Genomic DNA, 19,860 nt, shown 5'->3' on the forward strand with positions numbered 1-19,860 from the left:
TCCGCGCATGTCCGGATAAGCAATAAGCGGATTTCCGCTCACCGCAACCCTGCCTCCCCCTCTAAACCGGGCCTTCAGAGCCTTGGCACACCTCCTGCTATCACTGTCGCCAGACCGCATCACTGCGCTCCCTCTAAAAACAATGACTTGCAGGAAAACCCATGGCTATCCCCAACACTGCCTCAAACGGCGCCACCGCCGCACCTGCTGCCGAAAAAACCACCGGAAGTCGCCTGAAATCCATTTTCAGCGGTTCGGTCGGCAACATGGTCGAGTGGTATGACTGGTACGTCTACGCTGCTTTTTCCCTTTATTTCGCCAAAGTCTTCTTCCCCAAGGGCGACACCACCGCGCAATTGCTCAACACGGCTGCGATCTTCGCCGTCGGCTTCTTGATGCGACCGATCGGCGGCTGGCTGATGGGCCTCTACGCAGACCGCAAAGGCCGCAAAGCAGCGCTAATGGCCTCGGTGCTGCTGATGTGCTTCGGCTCGCTGATCATTGCCTTGACGCCCGGCTATGAAACCATCGGCGTCGGCGCCCCCATCCTTCTGGTGCTCGCCCGATTGCTGCAAGGCCTCTCGGTCGGCGGCGAATACGGCACTTCGGCCACCTATCTCAGCGAGATGGCAACCAAGAAAAGCCGCGGCTTCTACTCCAGCTTCCAGTACGTGACGCTGATCTCCGGTCAGCTCATCGCGCTGGGCGTGCTGATCGTGCTGCAACAGACCCTCACCACCGAGCAGTTGAACGCATGGGGCTGGCGTATTCCGTTCGCCATCGGCGCGCTGTGTGCCGTGGTCGCGCTGTTCCTGCGTCGCGGCATGGAAGAAACCGAGTCCTTCACTCAGAAGAAGGAAGCGCCAAAAGAGAGCCTGATGCGCACGCTGATGCGTCATCCGAAAGAGCTGATGACCGTGGTCGGCCTGACCATGGGCGGCACGCTCGCCTTCTACACCTACACCACCTACATGCAGAAATACCTGGTGAACACGGTCGGTATGAGTATCACCGATTCGACCACCATCTCGGCGGCCACGCTGTTCCTGTTCATGGTGCTGCAACCGGTGATCGGCGCGCTGTCTGACAAGATAGGCCGTCGCCCGATCCTCATCGCCTTCGGTGTGCTCGGCACACTGTGCACCGTGCCGATCCTCAGCACCCTGCACACCATTCAGACCTGGTGGGGCGCGTTCTTCCTGATCATGGCGGCGCTGATCATTGTCAGCGGCTACACCTCGATCAACGCCGTGGTGAAAGCCGAGCTGTTCCCCACCGAGATCCGGGCGCTGGGCGTGGGCCTGCCTTACGCGCTGACCGTGTCGATCTTTGGCGGCACTGCCGAATACATCGCGCTATGGTTCAAGAGCATCGGCATGGAGACCGGTTACTACTGGTACGTCACAGCCTGTATCGCCTGCTCGCTGCTGGTGTACGTGTTCATGAAAGACACCCGCAAACACTCGCGGATCGAGACGGACTGACGGGCTGAGGTCCGCAATCTGCCCAGTCAAGCAGAAAAATCAGGGGCGACTACGCGAGTGGTCGCCCCTTTTTTTCACTGCCAAGGCAGCTAAGTGGCTGAAACATCAACGGCTTTTTCCAATATCAATTTCAGCGATGATCGGTACTAACGCTATTAACTTTTTATTAATCCTGAGCCGAGTAAAGTTAGCTCCATACCGAGTTACCACTGCATTGAATCGATCTGGAGCAACTACCATGAAAACTAATAAACTGATCTTCGGCCTCGCTTTCTCTCTTCTGGCTTCAAGCGCTTTTGCACTTCCAACTGTGGATGCACACCAACAAGTGAACGCACCTGTTGTCGCTGAAAACGGTTCTTCTCACACTAACATCGGCCGCGTTGCCTCCGACGGTGCTGACCGCGTAGGCGCCAACCGCGTTGCCTCCGACGGTGCTGACCGTGTAGGTGCCAACCGCGTTGCCTCCGACGGTGCTGACCGTGTAGGTGCCAACCGCGTTGCGACCGATGGCGCGGACCATGTTGGTGCCAACCGCGTTGCTGCTGACGGCGCTGACCATGTTGGTGCAAATCGTCTGGCCGCTGATGGCGCTGATCACGTAGGTGCAAATCGCCTGAGCTGATCAAAAGGCAGTTCCCTACCAGCCCGGCTCTCGCCGGGCTTGATTTTTTCAGCTCGCTCAATTTCCCTCAAACCCGCGTAGTCAGGGCCTTCTTCTTCGGCTGAGGTCATTTCTTGTTGCGGCCCGCGTGCTGCAGACATAAACCTCGTGAATGTCGACGAATAACGCAAGCCCACCTACGGAAAAAACCGACTCACGAAAACCAATATCAGTCAAGAGTCAAATCTGTCTGTTTCGACAGAAATTGCCCCATCACGGATCAGAAACCGCTGGAGCGCTTTAAAACCGGGCGCTGCGCCCTACTATCATTTTTGGCGATGGTCGTTAGCAAGCTTGTTAACTTCTACTTAATGCAGGCGCGCGTAGAATTGACTCCATACCCAAGTTAAAGAAAATTTGAACTTACATCTGGAGTCAACATCATGAAAACTTCGAACCTTATTTTTGGCCTTAGTCTTTCCATTCTGGCATCGAGCGCATTTGCTCTGCCTGTTTCTTCTGATCAACACGCAATTGTCAGCGGTACTGTTGTGGCTGAAGGCGGCTCTTCTCACACTAATGCGTCGCACACCGGTACTTATCGCCAAGCGTCCGATGGTGCTGACCATATCGGCGCAAATCGTCTGGCCTCCGACGGTGCTGACCGCGTAGGCAACAATCGCCAGGCTGCCGACGGTTCCGACCACGTGGGTGCCAACCGCCTCGCTTCTGACGGTGCTGACCGCGTCGGCAATAACCGCCAGGCTGCCGACGGTTCCGACCACGTAGGTGCCAACCGCCTCGCCTCTGATGGCGCTGACCGCGTCGGCAATAACCGTCAGGCTGCCGATGGTTCGGACCACGTGGGTGCCAACCGCCTGGCCTCTGATGGTGCCGACCGCGTAGGCGCCAACCGCGTCAGCTGATACCGGATTCACGTTTACGTTCCACCTCCCGAACTCCCTTTGTAGCCCGACTGATGTCGGGCTTTTTTTTGCCTGCGATCCGCCTGGGGATGGCGTCCCGATTCAATGCCTTGCACTATGACGCCTCGACTCATAGGGCTGGCTGCCACCCTGTCCCGGCCTCATTACTCCTCAGGACTTCGCCATGTCAGACGAGATTCACTTCTACGAACCCGCGAACGGCCACGGCCTGCGCCACGACCCGTTCAATGCCATTGTCGGTCCGCGCCCTATCGGCTGGATCTCGTCGCAAGACGCAGCAGGCAAACTCAACCTCGCCCCCTACAGTTTTTTCAACGCGTTCAATTACGTGCCGCCGATCGTTGGTTTCTGCAGCATCGGTCGCAAGGACAGCCTGAACAACATCGAACAGACCGGCGAATTCGTCTGGAACCTGGCGACTCGCCCGCTCGCCGAGCAGATGAATCAGAGCTGCGCGCCGGTGCCGTCAGACGTCAACGAATTCGAATTGGCAAACCTGACCGCCGAGCCTTCGCGCATTGTTTCGGTGCCTCGCGTGAAAGAGACGCCGGTGGCGTTCGAATGCAAAGTGACGCAGATCATCCAGCTGCAGCGGGCCGACAAGGAAGTGGTGCCGAGCTGGTTGATTCTGGGAGAGGTGGTGGCGATTCACATCGCCAAGCGACTGCTGAAAGACGGTGTGTACGACACGCTGGCCGGGGAGCCGATCTTGCGTGGGGGTGGCCCTGCGGATTATTTCCAGCTGGGCCCGGAGTCGCTGTTCAAGATGTACCGGCCAAAAGCCTGATCAATCCTGCGCGAACATCAGTTCGCCTTCGGACGTCACGTCGATCAGCCGCTCCAGTTCTTCGACAGCGGCTTGATCGGCAGCCAGTGCGGTCTTGAATTTCTGCTCGTCCAACACGCGATGAAACGTCGGTGCACCGCCCGCGCCCAATCCCTTCACCGCAATCGCGGCGCTATAGCCACCCTCGCCCGGAACGGCGGCTGAAACGGCTTCGTGATGCTGAAATTCTTTGCGTGCCATGGGAGGAAAGTCCTGCCTTGAAAAGGGAAAGGCGAGGATTTTAAACGTTTGGATTGGAATCTGCGCAGGGCAAATGGGGAGCGGTGATCACCCCGCCATCCTCACGCTCGGCGACACATAGGCCGCCTGGGCCTGGGCCGCAGTCACGCTGGCGAAGGTCTGAAAATCGAGACTACGGACCAACCGTTCAACCATGAGATCAGAGAAGATTTTCAGCTCCGGCGCCGAAAACCAGTCATTCATCGCCGACCTGTCCACCCAAGTGCCACTGAGCACCCAGATGTCAGGTTCGGTCATGGAATGTTGCAGGGTGAAACTCAGGCAGCCTGCGGTGCGGGAGGTGGGGCCGATCAATGCGCTCAGACGTGCGCCCAGTTGCGCACTGTTTCCGGCACTGGCGCGCAGGGATACAAGATGGCTCACGACGGAAGTGCTGTGCATGGTCTGTGCTCCTTTGGAACAGCCGCGATCGGAATAGACGTAGCGGCTGGAAGTGAAGATTAGTGGGCACAGCGCAGTAGCCGTTAGCCAATTACTGCCCGGTTATTGCCTGATTCTGCGCGGATGTACGTATAAGGAGGCGCCGGGAGGCCACAATCACACGCGCCTGAGAACGGACTTTCAAGCAATTCGCCCCGATGAACAGGGCCCTTCGTCGCACAACGGATGAAGCCACGGCAGAATCAGGCAATCATCCGACAGAATCCGCCTAACGCTCGCGCTTGCACAAAAATAAGCTGTGCTGCATCGACGCTTCGCCAGAGGACTTTCCCATGCTGCCCACTGCCGCCATTCCTGGATTGCCGGACCGCCTGCCTGAAGCCCGACCTGCGCCTGAATTGAGCACGCAGATGGAGCAACAGCGTGCCGAGTTGGCGGAACTGATCCGTCGTCACGCGCCCCGTGATGGCAGCTTTCAGACGGTGATCAAATCGCTGTTCATGGTGCGTCACGACCAGCCCACGCAGTCGGTACCGGGGCTGGTGCAGCCCGCGTTGTGCATCATGGCTCAAGGCCGGAAAGACGTGACCCTCGGTGGCGAACTGTTCACCTACGACCCTTTGAACTATCTGGTGCTTTCCGTTGCGCTGCCGATCAGTGGCAAGGTCATTTATGCCACGCCGGAAGAGCCGCACCTGGCGATGCGTCTGGACATCGACCCGGCCGACATCAACGCCTTGATCGCCGAGGCCGGTCCGATGAGCGTGCCGACCCGTCCCAGCGGTCGTGGGATGTACGTGGAGCGCATCGATTCATCGTTGCTGGACGCCGTGATTCGCCTGATTCGCCTGCTGGACACCCCAAAGGACATCCCGATGCTGGCGCCGCTGATCACGCGGGAGATTCTTTACCGCTTGCTGCGTGGGAGCGAAGGCTATCGGCTGTACGAAATCGCGATTTCCAACTGTCAGACCCATCGCGTCTCTCAGGCCATCACCTGGTTGAATGCTCATTTTCATCAGCCGTTGCGCATTGAAGAACTGGCGCGAGAGGTCAACCTCAGCGTTTCAACCTTGCACCACCGCTTCAAGGCCGTGACCGCCATGAGCCCGTTGCAGTATCAAAAGCAATTGAGGTTGCAGGAAGCCCGCCGCCTGATGCTGGCGGACGGGCTGGAAGCGTCGGCGGCGGGTTATCGGGTGGGCTATGAAAGCCCGTCCCAATTCAGCCGCGAGTACAGCCGTCTGTTTGGCGCGCCCCCGTTGCGGGATTTGGCGCGCCTGCGCAAAACGGTGTGATCAAACCGCCCGCACAACGTGTTTGATCTCCTGAAACGCCTGCATGCCCCACGGCCCCAATTCGCGCCCCAGACTGCTCTGCTTGTAGCCGCCCCACGACGTCTGCGGGAAGATCACCTGCGGCGCGTTGATCCAGACCATACCGGCGTGCAATGCGTTAGCCACGCGGTCGGCGGTTTCGCTGTTGCCACTGACCACGCTGGCGACCAGTCCGAATTCGCTGTCGTTTGCCAGGGCGATGGCTTCAGCTTCCGAGCTGAAACCTCGTACGCACAACACAGGGCCGAATATCTCGTCGCGCCACAGCGCGCTGTCCAGCGGCACGTCCGTGAACACCGCAGGCTCCAGGAAATAACCGCGCGTCAGGTCGGCGGGACGCTGGCCGCCGCACAGCAGACGAGCCCCTGACACTTTGCCCGCCTCGATGTGATTGAGCACCCGCCGGTATTGCGCCTGATTCACCAGTGGCCCCATCTCCGTGCCGTCGTCCTGCGGACCGCCGACTTTGATCGACCGTGCCTTGGCGACGATGCGTTCCAGAAACGGCGTCAGAAGTTCTTGCGCCACCAACACCCGACTGGTGGCCGAACACATCTGACCGGCATTGAAATAACCGCCTCCGCTGGCCAGTTCGACAGCCAGGTCCAGATCCGCGTCCGCCATGACCAGCAACGAAGATTTGCCGCCCAACTCCAGGCTGACGCCCTTGATGGTCTCTGCCGCCCGCTGCATCACCTGAACGCCCACTGCATTGCTCCCTGTGAACGAGACTTTGGCGATGCCGGGATGCACGGACATTGGCGCGCCGACGGACAGCCCGGTGCCGCAGACCACGTTGAACACGCCCATTGGCAGGCCGCCGTCAGCGATGATTTGCGCCAGCTCCAGCTCGGCAAGTGGGGTGACTTCCGACGGTTTCAGCACGACGCAGCAGCCAGCGGCGAGCGCCGGGGCGAGTTTCCACGCGGTGGTGACCATCGGGAAATTCCACGGCACGATCAAGCCCACCACGCCGCACGGCTCACGGCGCAAACGTGCTGTGAAATCGTCGGAGGGCAGCTCGACCGAACGGTTTTGCTGACCGTCAGAGGCCTCGGCCAGATCGGCGTAATAGCTGAAGGTGGCGATCACGTCGTCCACATCAATGGCGGCTTCGAAGCCCGGTTTGCCGTTGTTGCTCGATTGCAATTGCATCAATCGTTCGCGACGAGCCGTCACCCCGTTGGCGATCTTGCGCAGAATCATCGCCCGCGCCGCGCCGGTGGTTTTCGACCAGGCTCCGAACGCTGCCCGAGCGGCCTGCACCGCTTGGTTCACGGCATCGGCGTCGCCGCCCGTGACGATTGCCAACCGCTCTTCATTCGACGGATTGATCACCGTCAGTTGTTCGCCACCCGAACGCCATGTGCCATCGATGTACAGACCTGCCAAAACCGGATTCAACACAGTCGCCTCACTCATGATGCTTTCAACCCATTCATCCAGCCGCGCTGGTCGATTTCGATGACGGTCGGCCCCTGACGGTCGTTCGCCGCGAGCAATGCCGCTTTCAAGGATTCCACGTCGTTCACCGCTTCGGCCGCGCAGCCCAAAGCCTTGGCGACCCCAATGAAATCGGGGGTGTAGATGTCCACGCCGACCGGCTCGATGGCCCGGTTGACCATGTATTTCTTGATCTCTTCGTAGCCCTGGTTATTCCACAGCAGGACGATGATCGGCGTGCGCGCTTCGACCGCGCTGGCCAGTTCCGACAGGGTGAACTGCAAACCGCCGTCGCCAATCAGACAGGCCACCGGGTTGCGCTCGCCAGCGTCCTGACTGCCCAGCCAGGCGCCCACCGCTGCGGGCAGGGCGTAGCCGAGGGTGCCGTAGCCCGTGGACGAGTTGAACCAGCGGCGCGGTTTGTCCAGGTCCAGGGTCAGGTTGCCGGTGTAGACCGGTTGAGTGGAGTCGCCGACGATGACGACCTCAGGCAGCACCTCAAGCACCGTATTCAGGAACAGCGTCTGCCCCCGGGTCGCCTCGTCCCACGACGCATCGAGCGTGGCCTTCAAGGCTGCGGCGCGTTTATGGCCCCAATCGCTGGCGCGTTCGGTCAACGGTTCTTGGGCGATTGCGGCCACCAAGGCTTCTGCGGCGGTCTGCGCGTCGGACACCAGCGCGACCTTCGGCGGAAAATTGCGCACGGTCTGGTCAGGGTCGATGTCGATGCGCAGCAACGTGCCAGGGATCTTGAAGTGCCCTTGAAAGGTGATGTCGTAGTCGGTTTCAGCCAGCTCAGTGCCGATGGCCAGCACGACCTCGGCGCCTTCGATGATTTCGCGGGTCGGGTCGAGGGATTGCGTCGAGCCGATCAGCAGCGGGTGGTTCGACGGCAGCATGCCTTTGGCATTGATGGTCAAGGCCACCGGCGCGTCGAGGGTTTCCGCCAGTTGAATCAGCGCAGCGGCCCCGTCGATGGCACCGCCACCGGCCAGAATCAATGGGCGCCTGGCATTGGCCAGCAGAGTCGCCATCTGCTTGATCGCGGCGGGCGCCGGACCCGCGCGGGTGATCGACACTGGCTGGCTGTCAAGCAGGTGATCGGCGTTCTCCACCAGCACGTCCAGTGGGATTTCGATGTGCACCGGACGCGGTCGTCCCGCCTGAAACAGCGCAAAGGCGCGCGCCAGCACCGACGGCAGCTCGGACGCTGACATCAGGGTGTGCGAGAACGCGGCAACGCCTGCGACCAACGCGCCCTGGGCTGGCAACTCATGCAGCTTGCCACGGCCGCCGCCCAACTGGCTGCGGGACTGAACGCTGGAAATGACCAGCATCGGGATCGAATCGGCGTAGGCCTGCCCCATCGCCGTGGTGATGTTGGTCATGCCGGGGCCCGTGATAATGAAGCACACGCCCGGTTTGCCGCTCGTGCGTGCATAACCGTCAGCCATGAACCCGGCGCCCTGCTCGTGGCGCGGCGTGACGTGGTTGATCGAAGAGCTGGCCAGACCGCGATACAACTCCACGGTATGAACGCCGGGAATGCCGAACACCTGCTCGACCCCGTAGCCCTCCAGTAACTTGACCAATACCTCGCCGCACGTCGCCATGTGTCAGGACCTTTTTTCGTTGTTGGACATCGTCGTGAAGCGGCCCACAAGGCTTACGCCGAGGGCCGCACAGAAGCGCCATTGGACCGTGAGGCCATATCGGTGACAACGCAAAAAATGTCATGCTTAGCCATGTTCTCAGATCATGGCTGCACTGACTCATGAAACGTTTGCCGCCCCTGCCCGCGCTTCACACCTTTCTCATCACGGCGCGTTGCTGCAATTTCACGCGGGCCGCTGAAGCGCTGCACATCACTCAAGGTGCCGTCAGTCGGCAAATTTCCGGGCTGGAGAGCCATTTGGGGCATCGCCTGTTTCATCGCGAGGCGCGAGGGTTGAGTCTGACGACGGAGGGCCGAGCTTTCTTGCCCCGTATCGAGCAGGTGTTCGGGTTGATCGAAGCGGCAGTGGACGAACTTGGGACCGAACAACGCCCCCTGCAATTGAAAGCTCCGACCTGTATCACCCGCTGGCTGCTGCCCCGACTGATGCAATGGCAAAAGGAACGGCCCGATGCCCCTGTGGAACTGACCACGACGATTGCCCACGGCGTGGATTTTCGCCGGGAACGCTTTGATGCGGCGGTCGTTTACGGTGGGCATCCCGACGATTCGATGCACATTCATCCGCTGTTCGACGAACAACTCACGCCGGTCTGCGCGCCGTCGCTTTTGAAAGGGTCCTATCCCTTGAAGCAGTTCACCGATCTGGAACAGCACATGCTGCTGCACCCGACACTGGATGAGCAGGACTGGGGGCAATGGCTGAAAGCAGCGGGCACGCGCCTGAGCAACGTGAGCAAGGGGCAGCATTTCGATACGATGGACCTGGCGATGACGGTCGCGTCTCAAGGCTCGGGCGTGGCGATGGGCGACTGGTCACTTATCGGCGAGGACCTGAGTGCCGGGCGGCTCGTGACACCGTTCGATCTCAAGGTTAAAACCGGGGCGTCGTACTTTTTCGTCTACCCGAAACGCACCGAGCCCACGCCGCCGATGCGCGAACTGCTGGATTGGCTTCAGGCCCAGGCCTTGGCGCGATAGAAAGTTCCATAATCATATGGCCACTACGGAAGTGCGCCCGATAAAAACATACAATCCCCGTTGAGTGCACCGCACGGCTCAGAGCGGCCTACACTCACCTTGTCCGACAAAAATAATTTTTATCCGGATCGAGGTACGCGTCATGAAAACCACGCTGAAGAGACAATGCGTTTATGTCGTCGCTGTCGCCACCGTTCTGAGCATTTATGCCGCAGGCGCGTACCGAATCGAACAACTGAGGCAATCCCCGCGCATGGCGGTGGTTTGCACCTTCGGTCATTGCGTACCGACGGATGCGAGCTTCAGCGCCCTTCGCTGAATCCCCAAATCTCAGGCTTGAGTGAATCGATTAAGCCAACTATCGATTAGCAAGCTAACGGATTAGACTGGACGCACTTTTCCCGCCGAGCCTTCGGCGGGTCAACCTGCCAGTTCGAGTCTCTTTCCGTGACCAGCCTCAATCAGACCCGCCCGGACATTCGCAGCATTCTCTTCGCGCTGATGATGGCTGTGTTTCTCAGCGCCCTCGATCAGACCATCGTGGCGGTCTCGATGCCCGCCATCTCTGCCCAATTCAAGGATTTTGACCTGCTCGCCTGGGTCATTTCGGCCTACATGGTCGCGTTGACCGTTGCGGTGCCCATCTACGGCAAGCTCGGTGACCTCTACGGCCGTCGTCGCCTGATGCTGTTCGGGTTGGGGTTGTTTACGCTGGCCTCGCTGTTCTGCGCGATGGCACAAAGCATGGAGCAACTGGTGTTGGCGCGGGTGCTTCAGGGTATTGGTGCCGGCGGGATGGTGTCGGTAAGTCAGGCGATCATCGGCGACATCGTGCCCCCACGCGAGCGGGGTCGCTATCAAGGTTACTTCAGCGGCATGTACGCCGCCGCCAGCGTCGCCGGTCCTGTGCTGGGCGGGTTCATGACCGAGTACCTGTCATGGCGCTGGGTGTTCATCATCAACCTGCCGCTGGGTTTTCTCGCCTGGTGGGTCGCACGCCAGACACTGGTGGGGCTGCCGGTCCCGCAACGCAAACCCGTCATTGATTATCTGGGCACGATCCTGATGATCGTCGGCCTGACCGCGCTGTTGCTCGGCATCACGGAAATCGGCCCAGGTCACAGTTGGCGCGATCAGCAGGTGCTGGCGCAATTGGGCGTGGCGTTGCTGGCGCTGGTGATTTTCGTGACGTACGAACGCCGCACCCGTGAGCCGCTGCTGCCGATGCACCTGTTCGCCAACCGCAGCGCGGTGCTCTGCTGGTGCACGATTTTCTTCACCAGTTTTCAGGCGATTTCGCTGATCGTGCTGCTGCCACTGCGCTTTCAGACCGTCACGGGAGGCGGTGCGGACAGCGCGGCCCTTCACTTGATGCCGCTGGCCATCGGCATGCCCATGGGCGCTTATTTCGGCGGGCGTCGCACCTCGCTGACCGGGCGCTACAAGCCAATGATTCTGGCGGGAGCCTTGCTGATGCCGCTGGCCATTCTCGGCATCGCGTTCACGCCACCGCAATCGGCGATCTTGACCGGCCTGTTCATGGTGCTGACCGGGATCGCCAGCGGTCTGCAATTCCCGACGTCATTGGTCGGCACGCAGAACTCAGTGGAGATGAAAGACATGGGCGTCGCGACCAGCACCACTAACCTGTTCCGCTCTCTCGGCGGTGCCGTGGGCGTGGCCAGCATGTCGGCGCTGCTGCTGGCCATGTTGACGGGCTCGGGGCTGGGCGGGATCGACGGCGGTTCACTGGCCTCAGAAGGTGGCTCGGGCAACCTGTTGATGGACAGCCTGCACGCGGTCAGCGGCCCGGCACTGGAGCTGTTGCGTGGGCAACTGTCGATGACCTTCCAGCATCTGTTGATGGCCAGCGCAGGAGTGTCGGTCCTGGGACTCGCTGCCGCGCTGGCGATGCCGAACAACCTGCTGCGCGGGCGCGAAGATAAGGATCGGTGAGGCGCGATCGCCAACACGCCACAAACCCTGTGGGTTTCGCGACTCACTCAACCGCTGTAATACCCCACCGCCACCAGAAAATCCCCCACTTTGCGCGTGTACGCGTGCTTGTGCTCGATCTTCCCGGTCACCGGGTTGCGCCAGCGGTATTCGTACTCGCCCTCGGGCTGCTTCTTGAGCATCTCCAGCATCGGCCGCCCGACGGGTTTACCTTCTGGATCTTTGATCTTGCTGAAATCGGTATTGACCAGCCGCAGGTTGGTGCCATGGGCGACGTAGCGCTTGGTGTCTACATTCACCACGAAGACGTAAAGATCATCCTGCAAGAACCCGCCCTTGAGGCTGTTGATGGCCTGAACAGTCCCGTCCTGGTCCTGCTCCAACGCCTTGGAGGCCTTGTCCAGTAACGCCCTGGCTTGTTCCGGCGCGGCGCGGGGCAGGTAATAACCCACCGCCAGAATGCGATTGCCGACCCGCTGGAAATACACGCGCTTGCGCTCGACCTTGCCGTCGCGCCAGTTCTGCCAGCGGTATTCGGCTTGCTGGATGCCCGCGCTCTCAGGCGTCTGCAGCACCTCCTTGAAGCCTTTTTGCAGGTCAGGGTCCAGCATTGAAGAAATGTCACGACCGATCAACACCACGGAAGGACCGCCGCTGGCGAGCATCACCCCGTTGGTGTCCGTCACGAAGACGTACCGCTCACCGTCGACGAATTCGCCCTGTCGGCTGAATTCGGCCAAGGCCTTGTCGCCGACTTGCCGATAGTGCGTCACGGCCTTCTCCAGCAAAGCTTTGGCAGACGCCGCTTCCTGCTCATCATTCGCCGCCATGGCCTGACTCATCCCGATGCAGGCAAACGCCGCGAAAAGGAGTGTTTTCCACGTTCTACGTTTAGAAACGACTGGCATCGTGCGCATCCCGTTCTTGTTGGTTTGCGAGCAAGCTTAGTCGGGAGATGGCAATAGGAAAGCATTCGTCCGCTGGATCGGATCAGGCTGTCGTTAAGCTGAATGCGCACAGGGATTTACGTAAAGGCTGGGTAAACCACCTGTTCAACCTTCATGAAGAAATGTATAGATGCAGGCTAAGCGCCACACGGTTATAGTCACTGGCCGGAGCCCACGGCCAGCGTGCCCTGCACGAATTCCGGCGTTTGCGTCTTTCAGTCCTGCCCTGAGGCAAGCGCGGGAACGGCGTCCCGCAAGGCAGGGCTGTAGCGGAGCATGTCCAGAACGGTATCGACCAGACGCTCGGCGTCCTGAAACAGCGGAAAGCTGTCCGGCACCAGTAACCACTGGCCCAGAATGCCGTGGATATAAGCATGCAGACAGATGGCCCCTCGGCGGGGGTTGAGATCGGCGGGCAATTGCCCCTTGCGGGAGGCGTTGCTCAGCGCGAGCGCGATACGTTCGTTGGCATCGAGCCAGACGAATTGGCGCTGACGCCGCATGTCACACATTTCATCGGTGAATTCGAATTTATGAAACAGAATTTCATTGATGCGGCGGGTTTTCGGGTCTTTGGCAACTTGCTGAAACAAATGAACCAGAAGCTTTCGCGTCCAGCCCAATGGGTCCATTTCGTCAGCGCTTTCGCTGGCGCGGGCCATTTCCTCCAGCGGTTCATGCAGGCTGTCGAGCATCGCCTGCACCAGATCCGCCTTGTTGCTGAAGTGCCAGTAAATTGCCCCGCGAGTCACGCCAGCCAGCGCTGCAATGTCCGCCAAGGTCGTGCGCGCAACGCCTCGCTCGAAAAACGCCTGCTCGGCCGCTTCCAGAATCTGCCTGCGCGTTTCCTGAGCTTCTTCTTTCGTGCGACGAACCATGGCAGTAAAACCTCAATGAAAATGCTTCAGCCTCTTCGATGGAGCGCCTTGATCAGCACGCCGAGCGGCCTTTGTATTGTTTTTCAATCCGGCAACAAAGCGACCGATTCGCAAGAAACCGGCAATCTTCGGGCAAAAAAGCCTTGGCAGCATCGCCAGCACTTCCGGTCGTCCCGGACCTACAATCGATCCCCTTGGTGCGTTTATCAGTCGCAGCCACGGGTGTTTACAAACAACCGTGAACGTAAGTATATTCATTAGCTTGCTACTTATCCAGCCGGAAACTTTCTATACGCCCTTTCCACTTCTCATGAGCCCAGGCTCCTGACCCGAGGATCTTCATGCAATTCAAGCCAGCTGTTACCGTACTGGTCACTGCCGCCGCCCTGGCATCGCTGCTCAGCGGATGTAGTAAAAAGGAAGAAGCGGCTGCGGCTGCACCACCGCCTCCTCAGGTCGGCGTAGTGACCATTCAAGCCCAGCCTTACACGCTGGTTTCCGACTTGCCCGGACGCACCACCGCCTATCGCGTGGCTGAAGTCCGTCCTCAGGTCAACGGCATCATTCTCAAGCGGCAGTTCACTGAAGGCACAGACGTCAAAGCCGGTCAGCAGCTGTATCAAATCGACCCTGCGGTGTACGAAGCCAACCTGAACAGCGCGAAGGCGACCTATGACGCCACCAGCTCTCTGGCAGGCCGCTATAAACAGTTGATCAACGAGCAAGCCGTCAGCCGTCAGGAATACGACACTGCCGTGGGCAATGCGCGCGAAGCGCAAGCCGCTGTGCAGACCGCCGAAATCAACCTGCGCTACACGAAAGTGTACGCGCCGATTTCTGGCCGTATCGGCCGTTCGCTGGTGACGGAAGGCGCACTGGTCAGCAACGGCCAGGCCGACGCGATGGCGACCATTCAACAGCTCGATCCGATCTACGTAGACGTCATTCAGTCTTCGTCCGAGATGCTGCGCCTGCGTCGCGAACTGGAAAGCGGCAAGCTGCAGAAAGCCGGTGACAACGCCGCCAAGGTCAAGCTGACCCTGGAAGACAACAGCCAGTATCCGGCTGACGGCAAGCTGGAATTCTCCGAAGTGTCGGTCGACCAGACCACGGGTTCCGTGACCCTGCGCGCCGTGTTCCCGAACCCGAATCACACCCTGCTGCCTGGTATGTTCGTGCATGCACGTCTGCAATCCGGTGTGAATGAGCAGGCGATTCTGGTGCCGCAACAAGGCATCACTCGCGACCTGAAAGGCACGCCGACCGCACTGATCGTGAATCAGGACAACAAGGTCGAACTGCGCACCCTTGTGGCCAGCCGCACCAGCGGCGCCGACTGGGTGGTCGACAAGGGCCTGAGCCCTGGCGATCGCGTCATCACCGAAGGCCTGCAGTACGTCAAGCCGGGCGCCCAAGTCACCGTAGCGGACGCGACCAACGTCAAGCCAGCTGCCGCCCCGGCTCCCGCTCAAGGGAGTAAATGATTCATGTCGAAGTTTTTCATCGACCGACCGATTTTCGCGTGGGTAATTGCCCTCGTGATCATGCTGGTCGGGGCTTTATCGATCCTCAACTTGCCGATCAACCAGTACCCGGCCATTGCGCCACCGGCCATTGCGATTCAGGTGACCTACCCAGGCGCGTCCGCACAAACCGTGCAGGACACCGTGGTTCAGGTTATCGAACAGCAGATGAACGGCATCGACAACCTGCGCTATATCTCGTCGGAAAGTAACTCAGATGGCAGCATGACCATCACGGTGACCTTCAACCAGGGCACCAACCCCGACATCGCGCAGGTTCAGGTTCAGAACAAGCTCAACCTCGCCACCCCGCTGTTGCCGCAAGAAGTGCAACAACAGGGTCTGCGTGTGACCAAGGCTGTGAAGAACTTCCTGTTGGTGATCGGTCTGGTGTCGGAAGACGGCAGCATGGGCAAGGAAGACTTGTCCAACTACATTGTTTCCAACATTCAGGACCAGATTGCCCGTACACCGGGCGTGGGTGACTTCCAGGTCTTCGGTGCCCAGTACGCGATGCGCATCTGGCTCGACCCGGACAAGCTGAACAATTACCAGCTGACCCCGGTTGACGTGAAAACCGCCATCACGGCGCAAAACGTTCAGGTGTCTTCCGGTCAGATCGGTGGTTTGCCAGCCGTCAAAGGCCAACAACTCAACGCCACCATCATCGGCAAAACGCGCCTGCAGACCGCTGAGCAATTCGGCAACATTTTGCTCAAGGTCAATCAGGACGGTTCGCAAGTTCGCCTGAAAGACGTTGCCAGCATCGGTCTGGGCGGCGAGAACTACAGCGTCGACGCACAGTTCAACGGTAAACCTGCATCGGGTCTGGCGATCAAGCTCGCCACCGGCGCCAACGCGCTGGACACGTCCAAGGCGATCCGCGACACCATCGGCCGTCTGGAGCCGTTCTTCCCGCCAGGCATGAAAGCGGTTTACCCGTACGACACGACGCCAGTGGTCAAGGAATCCATTACCGGTGTGGTCCACACGCTGGGTGAAGCGATCATCCTTGTGTTCCTGGTGATGTACCTGTTCCTGCAAAACTTCCGCGCCACCATCATCACCACGTTGACGGTGCCGGTCGTATTGCTCGGAACCTTCGGCATTCTTGCGGCAGCCGGTTTCACCATCAACACCCTGACCATGTTCGGCATGGTGTTGGCCATCGGCTTGCTCGTGGACGACGCCATCGTTGTGGTGGAAAACGTCGAGCGGGTAATGGCCGAGGAGCATATGTCGCCTCGGGACGCCACGCGCAAATCGATGGAGCAGATCCAGGGCGCCCTGGTGGGTATTGCGATGGTGCTGTCGGCGGTTCTGCTGCCAATGGCGTTCTTTGGCGGTTCCACTGGTGTGATCTATCGGCAGTTCTCGATTACCGTCGTGTCTGCGATGGCGCTCTCGGTATTGGTGGCGCTGGTCTTCACCCCTGCCCTCTGCGCCACCCTGCTCAAGCCGATCGACGCCGACAAACACGGTCAGCCGCGCAAAGGCTTCTTCGGCTGGTTCAACCGTACGTTCGACCGTGGCGTTCTCAGCTACGAGCGCGGTGTCGGTAACATCATTCGCCACAAAATCCCGGCGTTCCTGGTCTACCTGGCGATCTTCGCGGGCATGATCTGGATGTTCACCCGCATCCCGACCGCGTTCCTGCCGGAAGAAGACCAGGGTGTGATCTTCGCTCAGGTGCAGACGCCTCCGGGCTCGACAGCCGAGCGGACACAGAACACGCTGGACAAGATGCGCGAGTTCTTGCTGACCGACCCGGGCGTGAAATCCGTGTTCTCCGTCAACGGCTTCAACTTCGCAGGCCGTGGTCAGAGTTCGGGTCTGGCGTTCGTGTTGCTCAAGCCGTGGGAAGAGCGTGACTCGTCCAACAGCGTGTTCGAGGTGGCCAAGCGCGCTCAAGGACACTTCTTCGGCTTCCGCGATGCAATGTCCTTTGCCGTCGTTCCACCTGCGGTACTGGAGCTGGGTAACGCCACCGGTTTCGACCTCTATTTGCAGGATCAGGCAGGTCTGGGCCATGACAAGCTCATGCAAGCGCGTAACCAGCTGCTGGGGCTGGCTTCGCAAAGCAAGATTCTCGCAGGCGTACGCCCCAACGGCCTGACTGACGAACCGCAGTACCAACTGGTCATCGATGACGAGAAAGCTCGCGCCCTGGGCGTGACGCAAACCGACATCAACACCACCCTGTCGGTGGCGATGGGCGGTAACTACGTCAACGACTTCATCGACCGTGGTCGGGTCAAAAAGGTGTACATCATGGGTAATCCGAAATCCCGGATGAGCCCTGAAGACTTGAAGAAGTGGTACGTGCGTAACGCCAGCGGCACCATGGTTCCGTTCGACGCCTTTGCCGGTGGCGAGTGGGTCTTCGGTTCGCCAAAACTGTCGCGTTACAACGGTGTTCCCGCCGAAGAGATTCTGGGTACACCGGCGCCTGGCTACAGTACTGGTCAGGCGATGGCGGAAATCGAGAAACTCGCGCAGCAACTGCCACAAGGCATCGGGTATTCCTGGACCGGTCTGTCGTTCGAAGAACGGCTCTCCGGTTCGCAGGCCCCGGCGCTGTATGCGATCTCGGTCCTCGTGGTCTTCCTGTGTCTGGCAGCGCTGTACGAGAGCTGGTCGATTCCAATCGCTGTTCTGCTCGTCGTTCCGCTGGGTGTCATCGGTGCGCTGATGGCCACCAGTCTGCGCGGTCTGTCGAACGACGTGTTCTTCCAGGTCGGTCTCTTGGTCACGGTGGGTCTGGCGGCGAAGAACGCCATCCTCATCGTGGAATTCGCCAAGGAACTGCATGAGCAAGGCAAATCCCTTGCGGATGCAGCGATCGAAGCCTGCCGGATGCGTCTGCGTCCGATCGTGATGACGTCCATGGCGTTCATCCTCGGCGTCGTGCCGCTGACGATCTCTACCGGCGCGGGCTCGGGCAGCCAGCACTCGATCGGTACAGGCGTGATTGGCGGTATGATTACCGCCACCATTCTGGCGATCTTCTGGGTACCGCTGTTCTTCGTATCGGTATCCGGTTTGTTCAAGAGTAAACAGAAACACATCCCACACGATGAGGCTGGCCAATGAGCAAGTCCCTGATCTCTCTGGCAGTCACCGCGTTCGTGCTGAGCGGCTGCTCGTTGATCCCCGATTACAAGCAGCCTGCAGCACCGGTGGCCGCCCAGTATCCGCAAGGCCCGGCGTATTCGCCGGCCGACGCGGCCAACCAGGCGGCCGCCGAACAGGGCTGGCGCCAGTTCTTCCACGATCCGGCACTGCAACAGCTGATCCAGACGTCGCTGAGCAACAACCGCGACCTGCGTGTCGCGGCGTTGAACATCGACGCCTACCGGGCGCAGTACCGCATCCAGCGTGCGGATCTGTTCCCGGCCGTAGCCGCCGACGCCTCTGGCACCCGCCAGCGTGTGCCCGGCGACCTGTCGCAAAGTGGTCAGGCAGGGATCACCAGCCAGTATTCGGTGGGCCTGGGCGTCAGTGCCTATGAACTCGATCTGTTCGGCCGTGTTCGCAGCCTGAGCGAGCAAGCGCTGGAAACCTACTTCGCCAGCGAAGAGGCCCGTCGCAGCACACAAATCAGTCTGGTGGCCAACGTCGCCAACGCGTATCTGACCTGGCAGGCCGACAAGGAGCTGCTGAAGCTGACCCAGGACACCCTCGGTGCCTTCGAAGAAAGCTTCCGCCTGACCTCGCGCAGCAACGAAGTCGGTGTCGCATCGGCGCTGGACCTGGCGCAGTCGCGGACCTCGGTGGAAAGCGCTCGCGTGAAATTGGCGCAGTATCAGCGTCTGGTCGCGCAGGACGAGAACAACCTCGTTCTGCTGCTGGGCACCGGTCTGCCAGCCAACCTGCCTGCATCGCAACCGTTGAGCGCTGACATGCTCAACGAGATGCCAGCCGGTCTGCCTTCTGAGCTGCTGCAACGCCGCCCGGACATTCTCCAGGCAGAACACCAACTGAAAGCGGCCAACGCCAACATCGGTGCCGCACGCGCGGCGTTCTTCCCGAGCATCAGCCTGACGGCCAGTGCCGGGACTGCGAGTGGTGATCTGAGCGGCCTATTCAAGGGCGGCTCAGGCACTTGGCTGTTCCAGCCGCAGATCAACCTGCCGATCTTCAACGCCGGCAGCCTGCGGGCAAGCCTGGACTACTCGAAGATTCAGAAGGACATCGGCGTCGCCAACTACGAGAAGGCGATTCAGACAGGCTTTCAGGAAGTCTCCGATGGTTTGGCGGCACGCAAGACCTTCACCGATCAGCTGAAGGCGCAGAACGATTTCGTCAACGCCAACCAGGACTACTACCGTCTGGCAGAGCGTCGTTATCGCATCGGGATCGACAGCAACCTGACCTTCCTCGACGCTCAGCGTCAGTTGTTCAGCGCGCAGCAATCGTTGATCACCGACCGTCTGTCCCAGCTCAGCAGCGAGGTCAACCTGTACCGCGCGTTGGGTGGCGGCTGGTACGAACAGACCCCGACCGGTCAGAAACAGCCGACCTCGGGCGACGTGCCGGAAATGCGGATGTTCTGATTCAACGCTCAATAAAAAACCCACCGTACGGCTATCGTCCGGTGGGTTTTTTTATGCCTGT

17 protein-coding genes are annotated in these 19,860 nt (G+C 60.0%); 11 read left to right on the forward strand and 6 right to left on the reverse strand.

Features of this window, described 5'->3' with window-relative positions; all coding sequences use genetic code 11:
• Positions 1-161 precede the first annotated feature (161 nt).
• From ACWKWE_RS08800 to ACWKWE_RS08815, 4 genes are all read left to right on the forward strand, one after another.
• Entirely contained in the window at positions 162-1,484 is a 1,323-nt protein-coding gene (locus ACWKWE_RS08800) for an MFS transporter (RefSeq protein ID WP_341962424.1), read from the forward strand.
• Between the two features lie 238 nt (positions 1,485-1,722).
• Positions 1,723-2,109 (forward strand): hypothetical protein, encoded by a 387-nt coding sequence (locus ACWKWE_RS08805; RefSeq protein ID WP_166596575.1) that lies wholly within the window; start codon positions 1,723-1,725, stop codon positions 2,107-2,109.
• Positions 2,110-2,531: 422 nt separating this feature from the next.
• Positions 2,532-3,014: a hypothetical protein gene (locus ACWKWE_RS08810; RefSeq protein ID WP_166596574.1), complete on the forward strand. Its 483-nt coding sequence runs from the start codon at positions 2,532-2,534 to the stop codon at positions 3,012-3,014.
• Between the two features lie 184 nt (positions 3,015-3,198).
• Positions 3,199-3,822 (forward strand): flavin reductase family protein, encoded by a 624-nt coding sequence (locus tag ACWKWE_RS08815; RefSeq protein WP_483850292.1) that lies wholly within the window; start codon positions 3,199-3,201, stop codon positions 3,820-3,822.
• On the opposite strand, the gene ACWKWE_RS08820 is transcribed toward ACWKWE_RS08815, so the two are convergent.
• Positions 3,823-4,062, reverse strand: a complete 240-nt coding sequence (locus tag ACWKWE_RS08820; RefSeq protein WP_166596572.1) for a hypothetical protein — start codon at positions 4,060-4,062, stop codon at positions 3,823-3,825.
• Positions 4,063-4,149: 87 nt separating this feature from the next.
• Positions 4,150-4,503 (reverse strand): antibiotic biosynthesis monooxygenase family protein, encoded by a 354-nt coding sequence (locus ACWKWE_RS08825; protein WP_166596571.1) that lies wholly within the window; start codon positions 4,501-4,503, stop codon positions 4,150-4,152.
• A 410-nt stretch (positions 4,504-4,913) separates the two neighbouring features.
• Between ACWKWE_RS08825 and ACWKWE_RS08830 the strand changes: the two genes are divergently transcribed.
• Entirely contained in the window at positions 4,914-5,801 is an 888-nt protein-coding gene (locus ACWKWE_RS08830) for an AraC family transcriptional regulator (protein ID WP_341964480.1), read from the forward strand.
• On the opposite strand, the gene ACWKWE_RS08835 is transcribed toward ACWKWE_RS08830, so the two are convergent.
• Both ACWKWE_RS08835 and ACWKWE_RS08840 read right to left on the reverse strand, forming a co-directional pair.
• A complete protein-coding gene (locus ACWKWE_RS08835) occupies positions 5,802-7,262 on the reverse strand; it encodes an aldehyde dehydrogenase family protein (RefSeq protein ID WP_483850293.1) in 1,461 nt (486 codons plus the stop codon).
• The gene (locus tag ACWKWE_RS08840) at positions 7,259-8,896 is read right to left on the reverse strand and encodes a 5-guanidino-2-oxopentanoate decarboxylase (RefSeq protein ID WP_483850294.1); all 1,638 of its coding nucleotides are present in this window, start codon (positions 8,894-8,896) and stop codon (positions 7,259-7,261) included. The genes ACWKWE_RS08835 and ACWKWE_RS08840 overlap by 4 nt, the downstream gene beginning before the upstream one ends.
• 161 nt (positions 8,897-9,057) lie before the next feature.
• Here ACWKWE_RS08840 and ACWKWE_RS08845 point away from each other — a divergent pair, with 161 nt between their 5' ends.
• The 3 genes from ACWKWE_RS08845 to ACWKWE_RS08855 all read left to right on the forward strand — a co-directional run bounded on the left by ACWKWE_RS08845 (position 9,058) and on the right by ACWKWE_RS08855 (position 11,895).
• Positions 9,058-9,939, forward strand: coding sequence for a LysR substrate-binding domain-containing protein (locus tag ACWKWE_RS08845; protein ID WP_483850295.1), 882 nt, complete (start codon positions 9,058-9,060; stop codon positions 9,937-9,939).
• A gap of 142 nt (positions 9,940-10,081) precedes the next feature.
• Positions 10,082-10,258 carry a hypothetical protein gene (locus tag ACWKWE_RS08850; protein ID WP_166596567.1) on the forward strand — a complete coding sequence of 59 codons (177 nt, stop codon included), beginning with the start codon at positions 10,082-10,084 and terminating at the stop codon, positions 10,256-10,258.
• Positions 10,259-10,386: 128 nt separating this feature from the next.
• On the forward strand, positions 10,387-11,895 hold the full coding sequence (locus tag ACWKWE_RS08855) for an MDR family MFS transporter (protein WP_483850296.1): 1,509 nt from the start codon (positions 10,387-10,389) through the stop codon (positions 11,893-11,895).
• Positions 11,896-11,942: 47 nt separating this feature from the next.
• Here ACWKWE_RS08855 and ACWKWE_RS08860 read toward each other — a convergent pair whose 3' ends face one another.
• Positions 11,943-12,725: a cache domain-containing protein gene (locus ACWKWE_RS08860; RefSeq protein WP_483850297.1), complete on the reverse strand. Its 783-nt coding sequence runs from the start codon at positions 12,723-12,725 to the stop codon at positions 11,943-11,945.
• 332 nt (positions 12,726-13,057) lie between these two features.
• Positions 13,058-13,720, reverse strand: coding sequence for a TetR family transcriptional regulator (locus ACWKWE_RS08865; RefSeq protein ID WP_166596564.1), 663 nt, complete (start codon positions 13,718-13,720; stop codon positions 13,058-13,060).
• Positions 13,721-14,061: 341 nt separating this feature from the next.
• Here ACWKWE_RS08865 and ACWKWE_RS08870 point away from each other — a divergent pair, with 341 nt between their 5' ends.
• From ACWKWE_RS08870 to ACWKWE_RS08880, 3 genes are read left to right on the forward strand one after another with little or no spacing between them, the layout of a single operon-like run.
• Positions 14,062-15,204 carry an efflux RND transporter periplasmic adaptor subunit gene (locus ACWKWE_RS08870; protein ID WP_166596563.1) on the forward strand — a complete coding sequence of 381 codons (1,143 nt, stop codon included), beginning with the start codon at positions 14,062-14,064 and terminating at the stop codon, positions 15,202-15,204.
• Positions 15,205-15,207: 3 nt separating this feature from the next.
• Positions 15,208-18,336: an efflux RND transporter permease subunit gene (locus ACWKWE_RS08875; protein ID WP_166596562.1), complete on the forward strand. Its 3,129-nt coding sequence runs from the start codon at positions 15,208-15,210 to the stop codon at positions 18,334-18,336.
• A complete protein-coding gene (locus tag ACWKWE_RS08880) occupies positions 18,333-19,799 on the forward strand; it encodes an AdeC/AdeK/OprM family multidrug efflux complex outer membrane factor (RefSeq protein WP_166596561.1) in 1,467 nt (488 codons plus the stop codon). Before ACWKWE_RS08875 ends, ACWKWE_RS08880 begins: the two co-directional genes overlap by 4 nt.
• Positions 19,800-19,860: the final 61 nt, after the last annotated feature.

The sequence above is a fragment of the Pseudomonas salicis genome (assembly GCF_057128705.1).

Coding starts and splice junctions, on each gene's coding strand:
- ACWKWE_RS08830 (WP_341964480.1), top strand. CDS start 4,914: ATGGAGCAACAGCGTGCCGAGTTGGCGGAACTGATCCGTCGTCACGCG.
- ACWKWE_RS08875 (WP_166596562.1), top strand. CDS start 15,208: ATGTCGAAGTTTTTCATCGACCGACCGATTTTCGCGTGGGTAATTGCC.
- ACWKWE_RS08860 (WP_483850297.1), bottom strand. CDS start 12,725: ATGGCGGCGAATGATGAGCAGGAAGCGGCGTCTGCCAAAGCTTTGCTG.
- ACWKWE_RS08820 (WP_166596572.1), bottom strand. CDS start 4,062: ATGGCACGCAAAGAATTTCAGCATCACGAAGCCGTTTCAGCCGCCGTT.
- ACWKWE_RS08815 (WP_483850292.1), top strand. CDS start 3,199: ATGTCAGACGAGATTCACTTCTACGAACCCGCGAACGGCCACGGCCTG.
- ACWKWE_RS08845 (WP_483850295.1), top strand. CDS start 9,058: ATGAAACGTTTGCCGCCCCTGCCCGCGCTTCACACCTTTCTCATCACG.
- ACWKWE_RS08835 (WP_483850293.1), bottom strand. CDS start 7,262: ATGAGTGAGGCGACTGTGTTGAATCCGGTTTTGGCAGGTCTGTACATC.
- ACWKWE_RS08825 (WP_166596571.1), bottom strand. CDS start 4,503: ATGCACAGCACTTCCGTCGTGAGCCATCTTGTATCCCTGCGCGCCAGT.
- ACWKWE_RS08840 (WP_483850294.1), bottom strand. CDS start 8,896: ATGGCGACGTGCGGCGAGGTATTGGTCAAGTTACTGGAGGGCTACGGG.
- ACWKWE_RS08800 (WP_341962424.1), top strand. CDS start 162: ATGGCTATCCCCAACACTGCCTCAAACGGCGCCACCGCCGCACCTGCT.
- ACWKWE_RS08870 (WP_166596563.1), top strand. CDS start 14,062: ATGCAATTCAAGCCAGCTGTTACCGTACTGGTCACTGCCGCCGCCCTG.
- ACWKWE_RS08850 (WP_166596567.1), top strand. CDS start 10,082: ATGAAAACCACGCTGAAGAGACAATGCGTTTATGTCGTCGCTGTCGCC.
- ACWKWE_RS08805 (WP_166596575.1), top strand. CDS start 1,723: ATGAAAACTAATAAACTGATCTTCGGCCTCGCTTTCTCTCTTCTGGCT.
- ACWKWE_RS08865 (WP_166596564.1), bottom strand. CDS start 13,720: ATGGTTCGTCGCACGAAAGAAGAAGCTCAGGAAACGCGCAGGCAGATT.
- ACWKWE_RS08810 (WP_166596574.1), top strand. CDS start 2,532: ATGAAAACTTCGAACCTTATTTTTGGCCTTAGTCTTTCCATTCTGGCA.
- ACWKWE_RS08880 (WP_166596561.1), top strand. CDS start 18,333: ATGAGCAAGTCCCTGATCTCTCTGGCAGTCACCGCGTTCGTGCTGAGC.